The sequence below is a fragment of the Neobacillus novalis NBRC 102450 genome, assembly GCF_001591805.1.
GTDB lineage: Bacteria > Bacillota > Bacilli > Bacillales > Cytobacillaceae > Neobacillus > Neobacillus novalis.
Genome location: NZ_BCVP01000014.1, coordinates 32,308 through 45,976 on the forward strand (window position 1 = coordinate 32,308; position 13,669 = coordinate 45,976).

The following is a 13,669-nucleotide window of genomic DNA, read 5'->3' on the forward strand; positions in this document are numbered from 1 at the left end:
GGGCGTAGCAATTGACTACCAAAATTGTCATTATTGACGATCACCAACTATTCAGAGAAGGCGTTAAGAGAATACTAGAGTTTGAAAAATCATTCCAAGTCGTTGCTGAAGGCGATGATGGAAGCGAAGCATTAGGACTTGTGCAGGAAAACCTGCCAGATGTCGTTATTATGGATATCAATATGCCGCAAATGAACGGGGTCGAAGCAACCCGCGAGCTCATTGAAAAATACCCGGATACAAAGGTTATCATTCTCTCGATTCATGACGATGAAAACTATGTAACCCATGCCTTGAAAACTGGTGCAAGAGGCTATCTATTAAAAGAAATGGACGCCGATGCTTTGATTGAAGCAGTCCGTGTCGTGGCTGATGGCGGTTCCTATTTGCATCCAAAAGTCACTCACAATTTAGTCAATGAATATCGAAAACTAGCCGCAGGAGTTGCCGGCGGCGGGCGCGGATACGCTCCAACGCTTGAAATCCGCCGTCCACTCCATTTGTTAACACGTCGCGAATGCGAAGTGCTGCAATTGCTTGCCGATGGAAAAAGTAACCGCGGTATCGGTGAGGCCCTATTTATCAGCGAAAAAACGGTCAAAAACCACGTGTCAAACATTTTACAAAAAATGAACGTAAACGACCGCACCCAAGCCGTCGTCGTCGCAATCAAAAATGGCTGGGTTGAAGTCCGATAATTATGTGTAATAGAGTGAAGAGCATGCCGAGGCGCGTGCTCTTTTTTCTTACATAGGAAATAGTTACCCAAAATAATGCAATTTATTCCGCTTTCCTATAAAATAAAATACAAAAGGTTTGTTGCAGAAAAAACAAGGATGGTACAAATATTTATGAAGACGGCAGTTGTCACGGATAGCACCGCGTACATACCGAAAGAATTACGTGATAAATGGAATATACATATGATCCCGTTAAATGTTGTTTTCGGAAACGAAGTTTATCAGGAAGAAATCGATATCACCTGGAGTCAGTTTTACGAAGAAGTAAAAACAAAGAAGCTGCCAACTACTTCACAGCCGCCGATTGGTCAATTTGTTGCGCTTTTTGAGCAGTTAGCCAGCGAGTACGATGCTGTTATCTGTGTTCACCTTTCAAGCGGCATCAGCGGCACGTACCAGGGGGCCGTAACGGCCAGCACGATGGTTGAAGGCATCAAGGTTTTTCCATTTGATTCGGAAATCAGCTGCATGGTTCAAGGATTCTACGCTATTGAAGCGGTCAAGTGGGCTGCAAGAGGCGAGGAACCTGAGGCAATTATCAATAGACTTAAAGAATTAAAACAATCTGCCCGCGCGTATTTCATGGTTGATGACTTGTCACACTTGCAGCGCGGTGGCCGCCTCTCAGGAGCCGCCGCCTTCATCGGCAGTCTCCTGCAGGTCAAACCACTGCTCCATTTCGTCGACAAGGCCATTGTCCCGTTTGAAAAAATCCGCACCCGAAAGAAAGCGATGAAACGAATGGTCGACCTGCTCGACGAGGATGCTGCGAGCGGAGCTGCCTACCAAGCCGTTATCATTCACGCCAACCGCGAGGAAGAGGCGAAGGAATGGCGGAACGAGTTATCGGCTCTGTATCCCAACGTTGAGTTCTCCATCGGCTACTTTGGAGCTGTCATCGGCACCCACCTCGGCGAAGGCTCGATGGGCATGGGTTGGATGAAAAAATAGTAGAATAGATAAGTACAGCCATTCCGGTCTCTGACCGGGATGGTTTTTTATATTGGTTTTTATCAATCTTTAAAAGTGGGCAAACCTTCAAGATTGGACTAGTTCGGATAGATAATAAAAAAAGTGGGTTGGCATAATCGGAGGTCAGTTCGGCGAAATTAATGAGAAAGTTGTCGAGATAACTCTGCCGTTTGGCGAGATTCCCGTGCAGTTTGGCGAGATTCCGGCACGAATTGGCGATATCACTGCACGAGTTTGGCGAAATTCCTAAACGAGTTAACAAAATCTAAGCTAATAATGGCGGATACCCCCATCCAGTTTGGCGGAATCCCCTTACAGATAAAAAAATGACATAAAAACTTTACAAAGTCTTCGACAAATAAGCAGGATTTTCGCCTTTAAATGCAGAATCCATCCAAAGTTAGAATTTTTCCAAGATAGAAAAAGGAGTGACGAATAAATTGAACATGAAAGAACTAACCCCTCCGCAACGGCTTTTTTTAACAGAAATCTTAAAAAGACGCCTAAAAACAGGCCATAGTCGATATCAAGAAATTGAGAAAGATCTAGCCAAAAGATGGGCTGGATACTGGGGCGAAATTGCATTAGCCAATTACGTAAAAGAACTTCCACAAGAAAAATACCTCATCTTCCACGACCTCCAACTACAAGTCAATGGTATTCACTTTCAAATTGATACACTTCTCTTATCACAAAACCTTATCCTAATCATTGAAGCAAAAAATATTTTAGGTACATTGGTTTTTGACAATGTTTTTAAACAGCTGATTCGTCAAAATGCTGACGGGACGGAGGAATCATTTGAGGACCCGCGTGTCCAAGCTCAACGACTTCAATCTCTGCTTAGAACATGGCTGGTCAAGAACGGACTGAATTTGCTGCCGATTGAACATCTTGTTTTTTTCAAAAGCGCAACTAAAACTATTTTAAAAACCAATCCTGGTGATCGAACTGATTTCAGTAAAGTCTGTAAAGGAAGAGATCTTTTTAATAAAATTGAGAACATAGAACAACGATTTAATCATGAAAGAGTGGATACCCAGACCATCACCCAAATAGGAAAATTACTCTTAAGTCAACATAGTCCGAAGCCGATAAATATTTTAAAGGAATATAAACTAACAGAAAAAGATATTCGCAGCGGGGTTTGCTGCCCAAATGAAAAATGACAGCACTTCCCAATGACATACAAAAGAGGTAAATGGATTTGCAGCTCCTGCCTAACTACCTCAAAAGATGCCCATTTAGATGCCCTCACTGACCGCTTCCATTTGATTGGTCCAACGATTACCAATTTTGAGTTTCGCGTCTTCCTGCATATCCCAACCATTCATACATCGCAAAAGTTTCTCTTTAAATTAAACTTGCCAGCAACAGGAACAACAAAAAGTCGTATCTATCATCTAAATTCAAAGAAGGTGGAAACATGCGGTTTACCATAAAAAATGGAATATTACTCCCAAGCAACACAATAGAAGACTCACGGCCAATCTCACAAATCCCAGCCCTACCGCAGCCGCCGCTCAACCAAGACTACCACTTCAACGGCAATCTTCAGCAGCTTTTGACCGGCAAACAGCTCCTCCTTAACGATATCCCATTCCCTCTAAATGAAATTCAATCACATTACGAAAATGGATATGTTACTTACCGGCATGGGATTATTTACAAAGGAAAACAGCCGGCATGTGCCCGCTGCGGAAACAAGGACCAACAGTGGTTTGCTTACTACCCCTGCGCCCGATGTGGAGAAACCTGCCTTTATTGCCGCCAGTGCATCATGATGGGGAGAATTAGTGGATGTACTCCGCTCATCGGCTGGAATGGCCCGGTGCCTGACACCATTCACCCTGAAAAAATCAGCCAATGGCAGGGGACGCTTTCAAAGGGGCAGTCGGAGGCATCGAACCGGGTGGTCGGCGCCATTCAAGAAAATAAAGAATTATTGGTCTGGGCCGTTTGCGGGGCAGGAAAGACAGAGGTGCTATTCGCAGGAATCGAGGCAGCGCTGGCTGCGAAAAAAAGAATCTGCATCGCCACGCCGAGAACAGACGTCGTCCTCGAACTCACGCCAAGACTGAAGGCAGCATTCCCGGAGATAACCGTTGCCTCACTGTACGGCGGCAGCGAAGACCGTCATCTATATGCGCCGCTCACAATCGCAACCACCCACCAGCTCCTTCGCTTTTACCATGCCTTTGATGCGCTGATTTTGGACGAGGTCGATGCCTTTCCCTATACAGTTGAGGAGTCACTTCAGCATGCCGCAATCCAGGCGCGGAACCCGGCCTCAGCGATGATATATCTGACAGCCACGCCGAATGAAAAATGGCAGCGAGAATGCCGCAGTGGGAAGAGAGCCTTTACCACAATCCCGGCTCGCTTCCACCGCCATCCACTCCCGGTACCGGAATTTATCTGGTGCGGCAACTGGCAAAAGCGGCTGCAAAAGAACAGGATGCCAGTCAATGTACTCAGATGGATAAATGAGCGGATCCAAGCGAATAAACAAGCACTCGTCTTTTTCCCGCATATTTCTTTGATGGAAACGGCACTCCCAATTCTCCGCCAGTTTGCGCAAACCATTGAAGCAGTACATGCCGAGGACCCTGACCGGAAAGAAAAGGTCCAAAAAATGCGGGCCAAAGAAATCCCGCTGTTGTTGACAACGACCATCCTCGAACGCGGGGTCACCTTTCCAAATATTGATGTTGCCGTTATAGGTGCGGAAGATACCATTTTTACTGAAAGTGCCCTTGTGCAGATCGCTGGAAGAGCAGGGCGGAGTAAAGATCATCCGAAAGGGAAGATAACCTTTTTTCACTACGGAAAAACAGATGAGATGTTAAAAGCCAAAAGACAAATAATCGAGATGAATCGGGAGGGACTTAAACGGGGCTTACTTGACTGCTAATCAATTTTTCAAATGAAAGGAGTGAATTAACCGATGCATCTATTCCCTCAAGACCGCTGTTTAATCTGTCACGAAATAATCCATCCGGCCATAGGATGGGGGGCGTTATTCTCTCAAGAAAAAGAACATTTCATCTGCCCCAAATGTGATGGCAGGTTTGAAAAAATCGACGGCGAAGCCTGCAGAATTTGCAACCGGCCATTTCACTCGCTGGATGGAAAATTCCGCGATGGAAATTTGTGCCATGACTGCTATCGCTGGGAGGAAGAACCTGAGTGGCAGGGCTTCCTTGACAAAAACAACTCCCTATTCCTCTATAATGATTTTTTAAAAGAAGTGATAGCGAAGTTTAAATTTCGCGGTGATTATGTACTGGCGAAGGTATTTGCACCATTTTTCAAAGATGAGCTTGCCAGAATAGCTCCGGATTTCCTTGTCCCGATTCCTTTAAGCAGGGAGCGCCTAGTTGAGCGGGGGTTTAATCAGGCTGCCGCACTGTTGATTGCATCAGGCTATCCAACAACAGAGCTCCTAACCCGAATTCACTCAGAAAAACAATCAAAGAAATCAAGGTCTGAGCGAATCCATCTTCCGCAAGTCTTTAAGGTCGAACCGAATATATCTTTGGAAGGAAAAAAAGTTGTCCTTGTAGACGATATTTATACTACAGGTTCAACGCTAAGGCACGCAGCAAAACTTTTGAAAGAGGCAGGTGCTGCCAGCATTCAATCACTGACGATTGCAAGATAGACGGAAAACTTCTGGAGGTTACAGATGCAGCGAGCAATCTAACCTATTCTTTAAGCATTTTAGTGGAAAATTGTCCCACTTAATATTATACTTAAGAGGAACAATCTTTCATTTTAGTAAAAATTACCTGCTAAAGTCAAAGGTTGTGTTAAACATTGTCACTATTTGCCTGATGTTTTTGTCAATAATTCGACAAAATTTTTATCCATATTTAGCAGGATAATCATAGGGCAAAATAGAAATAGTATTACATAGCCTTAACAAAAGGAGGAGTCCACAAATGAAATATAACGTTCGTGGTGAAAACATCGAGGTAACTCCAGCAATTAGAGAGTATTTAGAAAAGAAAATTGCAAAATTGGAACGCTACTTTACTGAAGCACCAGATGCAATGGTAAATGTGAATCTAAAATTCAATCAAGATAAAACTTCAAAAGTAGAGGTAACCATCCCGATGCGGCAATTAGTTTTACGCGCGGAGGAAACAAACGTAGATATGTATGCGGCGATTGACTTAGTTTCAGATAAGCTTGAGCGTCAAATCCGCAAACACAAAACAAAGGTAAACCGTAAATTCCGTGAAAAAGGTGATTTTCCAGTTACCTTTGCGGTTTCTGAACCTTCAGAGGCCCATGAAGCCGAGGAAGACGAATTAGAATTAGTTCGCACAAAGCGCTTTGATCTCAAGCCAATGGACAGTGAAGAAGCAATCCTACAAATGAACATGCTTGGTCATAACTTCTATGTATTCAACAATGCAGACACAAATCGCACAAACGTCGTTTACAAACGTAAAGACGGCCGCTACGGCTTAATTGAAGCACAATAAACGAATGAGAACGCTGCTCCGGATTTGACCGGGGCAGCGTTTTTGTCTGGAAAAGGGTCGGATCGCAGATTTCCATGATTGTTTTAAGCGTAAAATTCATATTGCAAATTATTTTAATATTCCAAGTTCATAATCTTCTATATAATAGAAACAAGATTACTAGAAAGAAGTGTTCTCATATGGACTTTGATTTTCAGTACAATCAATATCCATCGCAGCGGACAACGGTTTTTGCCAATCGCGGCATGATTGCGACATCCCAGCCGCTCGCTGCCCAGGTTGGGCTCGACATCCTTAAACAAGGCGGGAACGCTATTGATGCAGCGATTGCAGCAGCTGCTGCGTTAACTGTGCTCGAACCAACCTCAAACGGCATCGGTGGTGACGCCTTTGCCCTTATTTGGACGAAGGGGAAGCTCCATGGCCTAAATGGCAGCGGGCCCGCACCGAAGAAAATGTCAATTGATGCTGTAAAAGCTCGCGGCTTCGACAAAATTCCAACACATGGAATTATTCCGGTTACCGTCCCTGGTGTACCGTCCACGTGGGCCGAAATGTCTAAGAAATTTGGCCGACTCCCGTTTAAAGATGTGCTTCAGCCGGCAATTGACTATGCAGAGAGCGGCTTTCCGTTGACCCCAATCCTCGCCAAGTACTGGGGACTAGGCTATAACCGTTTCAAACAACAATTAATTGGTGAGGAGTTCCAGCCATGGTTTGACACCTTTGCTCCAAATGGCCGGGCACCAAAAGCTGGTGAAATTTGGCTCGCGAAGAACCATGCTGTGACTTTACGCTCCATTGCAGAATCGAGTGCGGAAAGCTTCTATCGTGGTGAACTCGCCGACAAAATCGCAGCCTGCTCCGAGCGCTATAATGGATTCATTTCCAAAGAAGATTTAGCAGGATACCGGGCTGAATGGGTCGACCCCATCAAGGTGAACTACAGAGGCTATGATGTTTGGGAGATTCCGCCGAATGGGCAGGGGCTGGCCGCGCTGTTGGGCTTGAATATTATCAAGGGATTCGGGTTTATGGAAAAAGAAACTGTCGATACCTACCACAAACAAATCGAAGCGATGAAGCTCGCACTTACTGATGGCAAGGCGTTCATTACCGACCCATCTTTTATGAAAATGAATCTTGCTGACGTTCTTTGTGACGCTTATGGCGACATTAGACGAAGCGAAATTGCTGAAGAAGCGTTAATGCCACGCCCATACGAGCAGCCGCGGGGAGGCACAGTATACCTTGCCGCAGCAGATGGTGATGGAAACATGGTCTCGTTCATTCAGAGCAACTATATGGGCTTCGGCTCTGGAATCATGGTGTCAGGCACCGGAATCGCCTTACAAAACCGGGGTTGTGACTTTTCATTAGATCCAAAGCATGTTAACGCATTGCGGCCAGGATCCAAGACGTATCACACAATTATTCCCGGCTTCTTAACAAAAGGAGACCAAGCAGTGGGACCGTTTGGGGTAATGGGTGGATTTATGCAGCCGCAGGGACATATGCAGGTTGTCATGAATACAATTGATTTTGGCTTGAATCCACAGGCAGCCCTTGATGCGCCAAGATGGCAATGGCTGGAAGGCAGAAAGATTCAAGTGGAACCACATTTTCCGATTCATCTTGCCCAGGCTTTAGTCCGGAAGGGGCATCAGATTGAAGTGTCCCTTGATACAGGCGGCTTTGGACGCGGGCAAATTATTTGGCGCAATCCGGAGACAGGTGTGCTGATGGGTGGAACGGAGTCGCGGACGGACGGGGCGATTGCGGCGTGGTAGCAGGGTAGAGTTATCCCCATGTGGATAACTCTATGTTGGTACTGTTTATCCACAAAACCTTTGGGAATATCTACAAATCACACAGGAACTTTGTTCAAAACAGAGTATATAGTTGCTGGTCCTTCTCTAAATCCAAAAGAAACTGATTTAGATTGGTTTCATTAATCCAATTTGTCCCCCAAACATCCTCACTTTTCAACATTGTCCCCAGCAGCCAAATTCTCCTGACCGAAATAAATAGGGGTAAACTTTTTAAGTCTGCTTCTGACATATTTCTTTGGCTAAGATACCCATTTAAAAATTCATCCCAGCAAGCCTTTTCGAGGTGAGGGTAGTTATTTTTTAAATTCCACCAAAATACAGCTACATCATAGGCTCGATAGCCAATGCTGCAGCAATCAAAATCAAAGACTTCTAGTTTCCTGTGGTCAAGGTGCATATTAAAGTTGTGGAAATCACCGTGGCAAAATCCATATTCATGCTTTCTGCTCAAAATCTCACGTTTTATTTTTTCGACGATGTCTCTCAACGAATTTCCCTGAAGTAAAACTTTTTCCAACACTGGTGAAATGTACGAAAGCGGCTCGTCTAGAAGGTGCTGCATATCTAAGTCAAAATTTCTCCTGTGATCGGAATGGAACGAACTTGTCTGCTTATGCAGTTCGGCTAACGACCTGCCGAGTGTGGAGCAATTTTCTTGGTTAATTACCGGTCTTTCGCCAGGGGAATAGGTAAATAATACCCCATATCTAATTCCTTCAGGTGCTTGGATGGCAATAACCCAATTTCCCTCCACTGTATTTATCGGAGATGATACCGGGAAACCGGCCATTTTCAAATAATTAAGAACGTCGATTTCAAAAAGAATGTCAGATTCGGTTCGCCAGTTATGGCGGTAAACTCTGAAAATATACTTTTCGGAATCTGTTGTGATCACATAACTATCGTTTAAACCCCGTGTTAAAAAATCACAGCTGATAACATTTTCAATCTCGTATGAGGCCAACAGGTTGCGTATGGAGTGAGCTGAAATTAATGAATGTGTGACGGTAACTTTAAAGTTCATTTCCGCCTGAACCTCAAATCCAATCCTATGGAAAGATTTTTGTTCCAGGACTACACCTCCTTTGAAGAAAATAAACATATTAGACTGAACCAAACCCATGATAGCACAAAAGGAGCCGGCAATGTGCTTGCCAGCTCCCAATTCCTATTTATTTCTGCAGCTATAAAGCGTGTAAACTTCAAACCAAAACTATTTCACTGCACCGCAGCAATTCTTATACTTTTTACCGCTGCCGCAGATGCATGGATCGTTACGGCCGACGTTAATTTGGTTAACTTTCGGTTTTTTCTTAACGGGTTCGCCATCATCTTTCGGATTCACCGCTTGTCCTTTGGCTACCTCTTCTCGCTCAAGATTGTTGCGGATTTCAGCTTTCATGATGTACATAGCAGCTTCATCCTCAATGGATTGAACCATGGCCTCAAACATCGCAAAGCCCTCATGCTGATATTCTCGAAGCGGATCGATTTGTCCGTACGCGCGCAAGTGGATACCTTGACGAAGCTGATCCATTGCGTCGATGTGGTCAATCCATTTAGAGTCAACCGCCCTTAGTGTAACGACCTTCTCAAATTCGCGCATTTGCTCTGGGTAAAGAATTTGCTCTTTCTCCTCATAGCGTTCCTTCACTTTTGCAAAAATAAAGTCGACAATTTCGTCGGGCTCTTTGCCCTTAAGGTCTTCCACGCTAATCTCGCCCTCCTGAAGCAGAGCTCCATGGACGAAATCAACGATCCCTTGCAGGTTCCAATCCTCTTCATCCTCATGGCGGGACGCATGGGTATCGACATTTCGCTTGATAGAGTTTAAGATCATCTTCTGAACAATGTCACGAAGGTTTTCCGATTCTAACACTTCATCACGCTGAGTGTAAATAATTTCACGCTGTTGACGGAGAACATCATCATATTGCAACAGCTGTTTACGAGCGTCAAAGTTGTTGCCCTCAACGCGTTTTTGCGCAGATTCAACTGCACGGGATACCATCTTACTTTGAATCGGCTGATTATCATCCATGCCGAGTTTTTCCATCATCGTCTTCATATTATCAGAACCGAAGCGGCGCATCAGCTCATCTTCCATTGATAAATAGAACTGGGTAACACCTGGGTCGCCTTGACGGCCGGAACGTCCGCGGAGCTGGTTATCGATCCGTCTGCTTTCGTGACGTTCGGTACCAATAACCGCAAGCCCGCCAAGCTCAATGACCCCTTCGCCGAGTTTAATGTCCGTACCACGTCCGGCCATGTTTGTGGCTATCGTAACGGAACCTTGAAGACCGGCTTCGGCAATGATTTCTGCCTCACGTTCATGATTTTTCGCATTCAAGACATTATGATGAATCCGCTTTTTAAATAAATAAGTAGAAATCAGTTCAGATGTTTCAATCGCTACCGTACCAACTAGCACGGGCTGGCCTTTTTGATTACGCTCAGCAATATCCTCGACCACCGCACGGAACTTGCCATCCATCGAAGAGTAAATTAAATCTGGACGGTCGTCACGAGCTATTTGTTTGTTAGTAGGAATGACAATTACATTCATATTATAAATATTGCGGAATTCTTCTTCTTCCGTTTTGGCTGTACCAGTCATACCAGCCAATTTTTCATACATACGGAAGTAGTTTTGGAACGTAATGGTTGCCATTGTCATACTTTCGTTTTGAACCTCAAGGCCTTCTTTTGCCTCAATCGCTTGGTGCAGGCCTTCACTATAGCGGCGTCCCTTCATCAAACGGCCAGTGAACTGGTCGACAATGATGATTTCGCCCTCCTGGACAACATAATCAATATCGAGGTGCATGCTGACATTCGCTTTCAATGCCTGGTTAATATGGTGGTTTAAGGTTACGTGCGACATGTCAAACAGGTTTTCAATCCCGAATGCTTTTTCGGCTTTGCTAATCCCTTCTTCGGTTAGCATGACACCCTTTGTTTTCTCATCATACGTATAATCCGTATCATTCGTCAGCACCCGGACAAAAGCATTAGCCTGGATATAAAGGACAGCCGACTTTTGCGCTGAACCTGAAATAATCAGCGGTGTCCGCGCTTCGTCAATTAAAATCGAGTCAACCTCATCGATAACTCCAAAGAAAAGGGGTCGCTGTACCTTTTGTTCCTTATATAGGACCATATTGTCACGCAAGTAATCAAAGCCAAATTCATTGTTTGTTCCATAGGTAATATCGCAGGCATAGGCGGCCTGTTTTTCGTCCTTGTCCATGCTATTTAAATTCAGGCCGACGGTTAAGCCTAAAAATTGATACAGCTCACCCATTTCGGTCGCATCACGACTTGCCAAGTATTCGTTGACAGTAATAACGTGAACACCCTTACCAGAAAGGGCATTCAGGTACACCGGCATTGTCGCCGTTAACGTTTTACCTTCACCCGTTTTCATCTCGGAAATATTCCCTTCATGAAGAGAAATACCTCCCATTAATTGAACATGATATGGATAAAGACCGAGCACACGGCGGGCACCTTCACGAACAACGGCAAATGCTTCAACTAGCAAGTCATCAAGTGTTTCGCCCTTTTGATAACGGGCCTTGAACTCTTCCGTTTTTTCACGAAGCTGATCGTCTGTCAGCTTTTCCGTTTCAGCCGCAAGTGCGTCAATTTTCACAGCGAGCTTGTCTAAACGCTTTAGCTCGCGTTTGTTTAGATCAAATACTTTATTTAAAATCCCCATCACTGATGAACGCTCCTTTTTTTCGAGAGTCAGAATTCACTTTTTCAAAAAAATCTGTCAAAATCATTCGATAATTTCCCTATTTATCTTACCACTTCCGTTATACAGTGACAACAATGTTAACAAGGAAGCAGAAATTGACATTCTTCCATAACAGATGGATTCAGAACAATGTTCGATTTTTCGTCAAATATGACAAAGTGATGGCATTTTATGGAGAATACATAGCGACTAAGATTAATTCTTTTTAAAATTGAATGACAACCGAATAAACATCAATAATAATGCATTAAAATACAATTTTATGCAAATTAACACTATAAAGATAGTGCTAATATAACGTTGTAATAACAACGTTTTTATGTTGTCTTTAGGGTAAAAGAGAAGTTGGGTCAGAATGAAAAAATATTCACAAATTGTACATTGGATTATACTCTTACAATGTTAGATACTACCTTTAGAGAGGTTAAAAAGGAAAATAAATAGAGAATAAAACCAAAATGGGAAGGGTGAGCAAAGTGGCCATTTGGGGGAAAAAGAAAAATAAAGAGACAGATCCCGAAACAAGAGAAAAGAAAAAGAAAGTTGGCCTGATTCGCAGACTTTGGCAAAAGTTCAGAAATATAGATTGGAAGAATCCAGTCAACCGGTGGAAGCTGTTATTCGTTTCACTCGTTGGTTGTATTGTTGTTTTCGGTGGTGGATACGGAGTACTTTCCTTAACCAACTCTCCATCGTTCTGTTCAAGCTGTCACGAGATGGCACCTGAGTATTCAACGTTTACAGCGAGTGCACATAGTAATATTTCCTGTGTTCAATGTCATATTAAGCCTGGGTTTACAAATATGATTACCCACAAAATGAAATCCATGAAAGAAGTTTACTACCATGTAACAGGCATACCGGAACAAATTGTTCAAACCGAGGAAGAAGCAGTTTCCAACGAAAACTGTTTACAATGTCACTCGAAAAATCGACTCGTCACCGCATCAGGGGATTTGAAGGTTAATCATAAAGGCCATATTGAAAAAGATATTCCATGTATCACCTGTCATGCAGGGGTTGTTCACGCCAAAATTGCTGCTCGCGGAATTAACACCGAAGAGGTACGCGGCCATTGGACAAAGGAAAATGCCGAAAAGTTAATGGAACAGAAATACTTGAGACCTAACATGGGCTCTTGTATTGACTGCCACGAGAAAGTAAATAACGGCGAAGAACCTTGGAAAGAAGTTGCATACAACGTTCCGCCAAATCCGGAGGAAGTCCAGAACAAGCTAGACGAACAAACGAAAAAAGCATCCGGTGAAGCCGCAGCAACGGAAACGAAGGAAGGCGAAGCTGTAGCAGACCATGATGAAAAAACACAATCTATTATTTTGCAAGGAATCGGAAAGCAGAAGAAAGACGTTAAGATTTCGATGGAATGTAAAACATGCCACAAACAAACAGAAATTCCTAAAACACACCAAGCAGCTGAGTGGAGTGGAAATCACGGCGATACTGCAGTTCAACAGCTTGATAAATGTGTGAACTGTCACCAAGATTCTAAATGGGCAAGAGAAATTCCAAAAGAAGACATCATGTCAATACTGAAAATGAAAGAGCAAGAAACAAAAGCAAGTAAATATACACCGAATATGACAGTAGTAAAAGATCAAGCTAGAACAAATAAATTCTGCAGCGCCTGTCACTCCGACCGTCCTAAAGGACATGGGGATAGTAATCAATGGTTAACAACGCATGCGGCCAATGCAAAGACAAATGACCAGAAAGCAGAATGTTTTGTCTGTCATGACCGTGACAAGCCAAAAGTGGACTCAGACAATGTAAAAGCACCAACAGATGTTTATTGTCAATACTGCCACAGAACTGGTTTTAAAGATGATAAAACAAATTAATACACTT

The 13,669-nt window shown here is 43.7% G+C and carries 11 protein-coding genes; 9 read left to right on the forward strand and 2 right to left on the reverse strand.

The annotated features are described in order from the left end of the window. Positions 1–11 precede the first annotated feature (11 nt). The 8 genes from BANVL01_RS11925 to BANVL01_RS11955 all read left to right on the forward strand — a co-directional run bounded on the left by BANVL01_RS11925 (position 12) and on the right by BANVL01_RS11955 (position 7,995). Complete coding sequence (locus tag BANVL01_RS11925) at positions 12–698, forward strand: response regulator transcription factor (protein WP_066091853.1); 687 nt, start codon at positions 12–14, stop codon at positions 696–698. Between the two features lie 153 nt (positions 699–851). Continuing rightward, a complete protein-coding gene (locus BANVL01_RS11930; RefSeq protein ID WP_066096920.1) occupies positions 852–1,691 on the forward strand; it encodes a DegV family protein in 840 nt (279 codons plus the stop codon). A 467-nt stretch (positions 1,692–2,158) separates the two neighbouring features. Further along, positions 2,159–2,881, forward strand: a complete 723-nt coding sequence (locus BANVL01_RS11935) for a nuclease-related domain-containing protein (protein WP_169803172.1) — start codon at positions 2,159–2,161, stop codon at positions 2,879–2,881. 12 nt (positions 2,882–2,893) lie between these two features. Next, the gene (locus BANVL01_RS27235; RefSeq protein ID WP_156482269.1) at positions 2,894–3,154 is read left to right on the forward strand and encodes a hypothetical protein; all 261 of its coding nucleotides are present in this window, start codon (positions 2,894–2,896) and stop codon (positions 3,152–3,154) included. After that, entirely contained in the window at positions 3,139–4,626 is a 1,488-nt protein-coding gene (locus BANVL01_RS11940; RefSeq protein ID WP_066091850.1) for an ATP-dependent helicase ComFA, read from the forward strand. The genes BANVL01_RS27235 and BANVL01_RS11940 overlap by 16 nt, the downstream gene beginning before the upstream one ends. 33 nt (positions 4,627–4,659) lie before the next feature. Continuing rightward, positions 4,660–5,376, forward strand: coding sequence for a ComFC family protein (locus BANVL01_RS11945; RefSeq protein WP_066091847.1), 717 nt, complete (start codon positions 4,660–4,662; stop codon positions 5,374–5,376). A gap of 280 nt (positions 5,377–5,656) precedes the next feature. Next, positions 5,657–6,205 (forward strand): ribosome hibernation-promoting factor, HPF/YfiA family, encoded by a 549-nt coding sequence (hpf, locus tag BANVL01_RS11950; protein WP_066091844.1) that lies wholly within the window; start codon positions 5,657–5,659, stop codon positions 6,203–6,205. Between the two features lie 179 nt (positions 6,206–6,384). Next, a complete protein-coding gene (locus tag BANVL01_RS11955) occupies positions 6,385–7,995 on the forward strand; it encodes a gamma-glutamyltransferase family protein (RefSeq protein WP_066091841.1) in 1,611 nt (536 codons plus the stop codon). 94 nt (positions 7,996–8,089) lie between these two features. Here BANVL01_RS11955 and BANVL01_RS11960 read toward each other — a convergent pair whose 3' ends face one another. Both BANVL01_RS11960 and secA read right to left on the reverse strand, forming a co-directional pair. Continuing rightward, positions 8,090–9,061 (reverse strand): phosphotransferase, encoded by a 972-nt coding sequence (locus BANVL01_RS11960; protein ID WP_169803173.1) that lies wholly within the window; start codon positions 9,059–9,061, stop codon positions 8,090–8,092. 189 nt (positions 9,062–9,250) lie between these two features. Then, positions 9,251–11,764 (reverse strand): preprotein translocase subunit SecA, encoded by a 2,514-nt coding sequence (gene secA, locus BANVL01_RS11965; RefSeq protein WP_066091834.1) that lies wholly within the window; start codon positions 11,762–11,764, stop codon positions 9,251–9,253. A 497-nt stretch (positions 11,765–12,261) separates the two neighbouring features. Here secA and BANVL01_RS11970 point away from each other — a divergent pair, with 497 nt between their 5' ends. Next, positions 12,262–13,662, forward strand: coding sequence for a NapC/NirT family cytochrome c (locus BANVL01_RS11970; protein WP_235845548.1), 1,401 nt, complete (start codon positions 12,262–12,264; stop codon positions 13,660–13,662). Positions 13,663–13,669: the final 7 nt, after the last annotated feature.

Coding starts and splice junctions, on each gene's coding strand:
- BANVL01_RS11930 (WP_066096920.1), top strand. CDS start 852: ATGAAGACGGCAGTTGTCACGGATAGCACCGCGTACATACCGAAAGAA.
- BANVL01_RS11935 (WP_169803172.1), top strand. CDS start 2,159: ATGAAAGAACTAACCCCTCCGCAACGGCTTTTTTTAACAGAAATCTTA.
- BANVL01_RS27235 (WP_156482269.1), top strand. CDS start 2,894: ATGACATACAAAAGAGGTAAATGGATTTGCAGCTCCTGCCTAACTACC.
- BANVL01_RS11940 (WP_066091850.1), top strand. CDS start 3,139: ATGCGGTTTACCATAAAAAATGGAATATTACTCCCAAGCAACACAATA.
- BANVL01_RS11945 (WP_066091847.1), top strand. CDS start 4,660: ATGCATCTATTCCCTCAAGACCGCTGTTTAATCTGTCACGAAATAATC.
- hpf (WP_066091844.1), top strand. CDS start 5,657: ATGAAATATAACGTTCGTGGTGAAAACATCGAGGTAACTCCAGCAATT.
- BANVL01_RS11955 (WP_066091841.1), top strand. CDS start 6,385: ATGGACTTTGATTTTCAGTACAATCAATATCCATCGCAGCGGACAACG.
- BANVL01_RS11960 (WP_169803173.1), bottom strand. CDS start 9,061: ATGAACTTTAAAGTTACCGTCACACATTCATTAATTTCAGCTCACTCC.
- BANVL01_RS11970 (WP_235845548.1), top strand. CDS start 12,262: ATGGGAAGGGTGAGCAAAGTGGCCATTTGGGGGAAAAAGAAAAATAAA.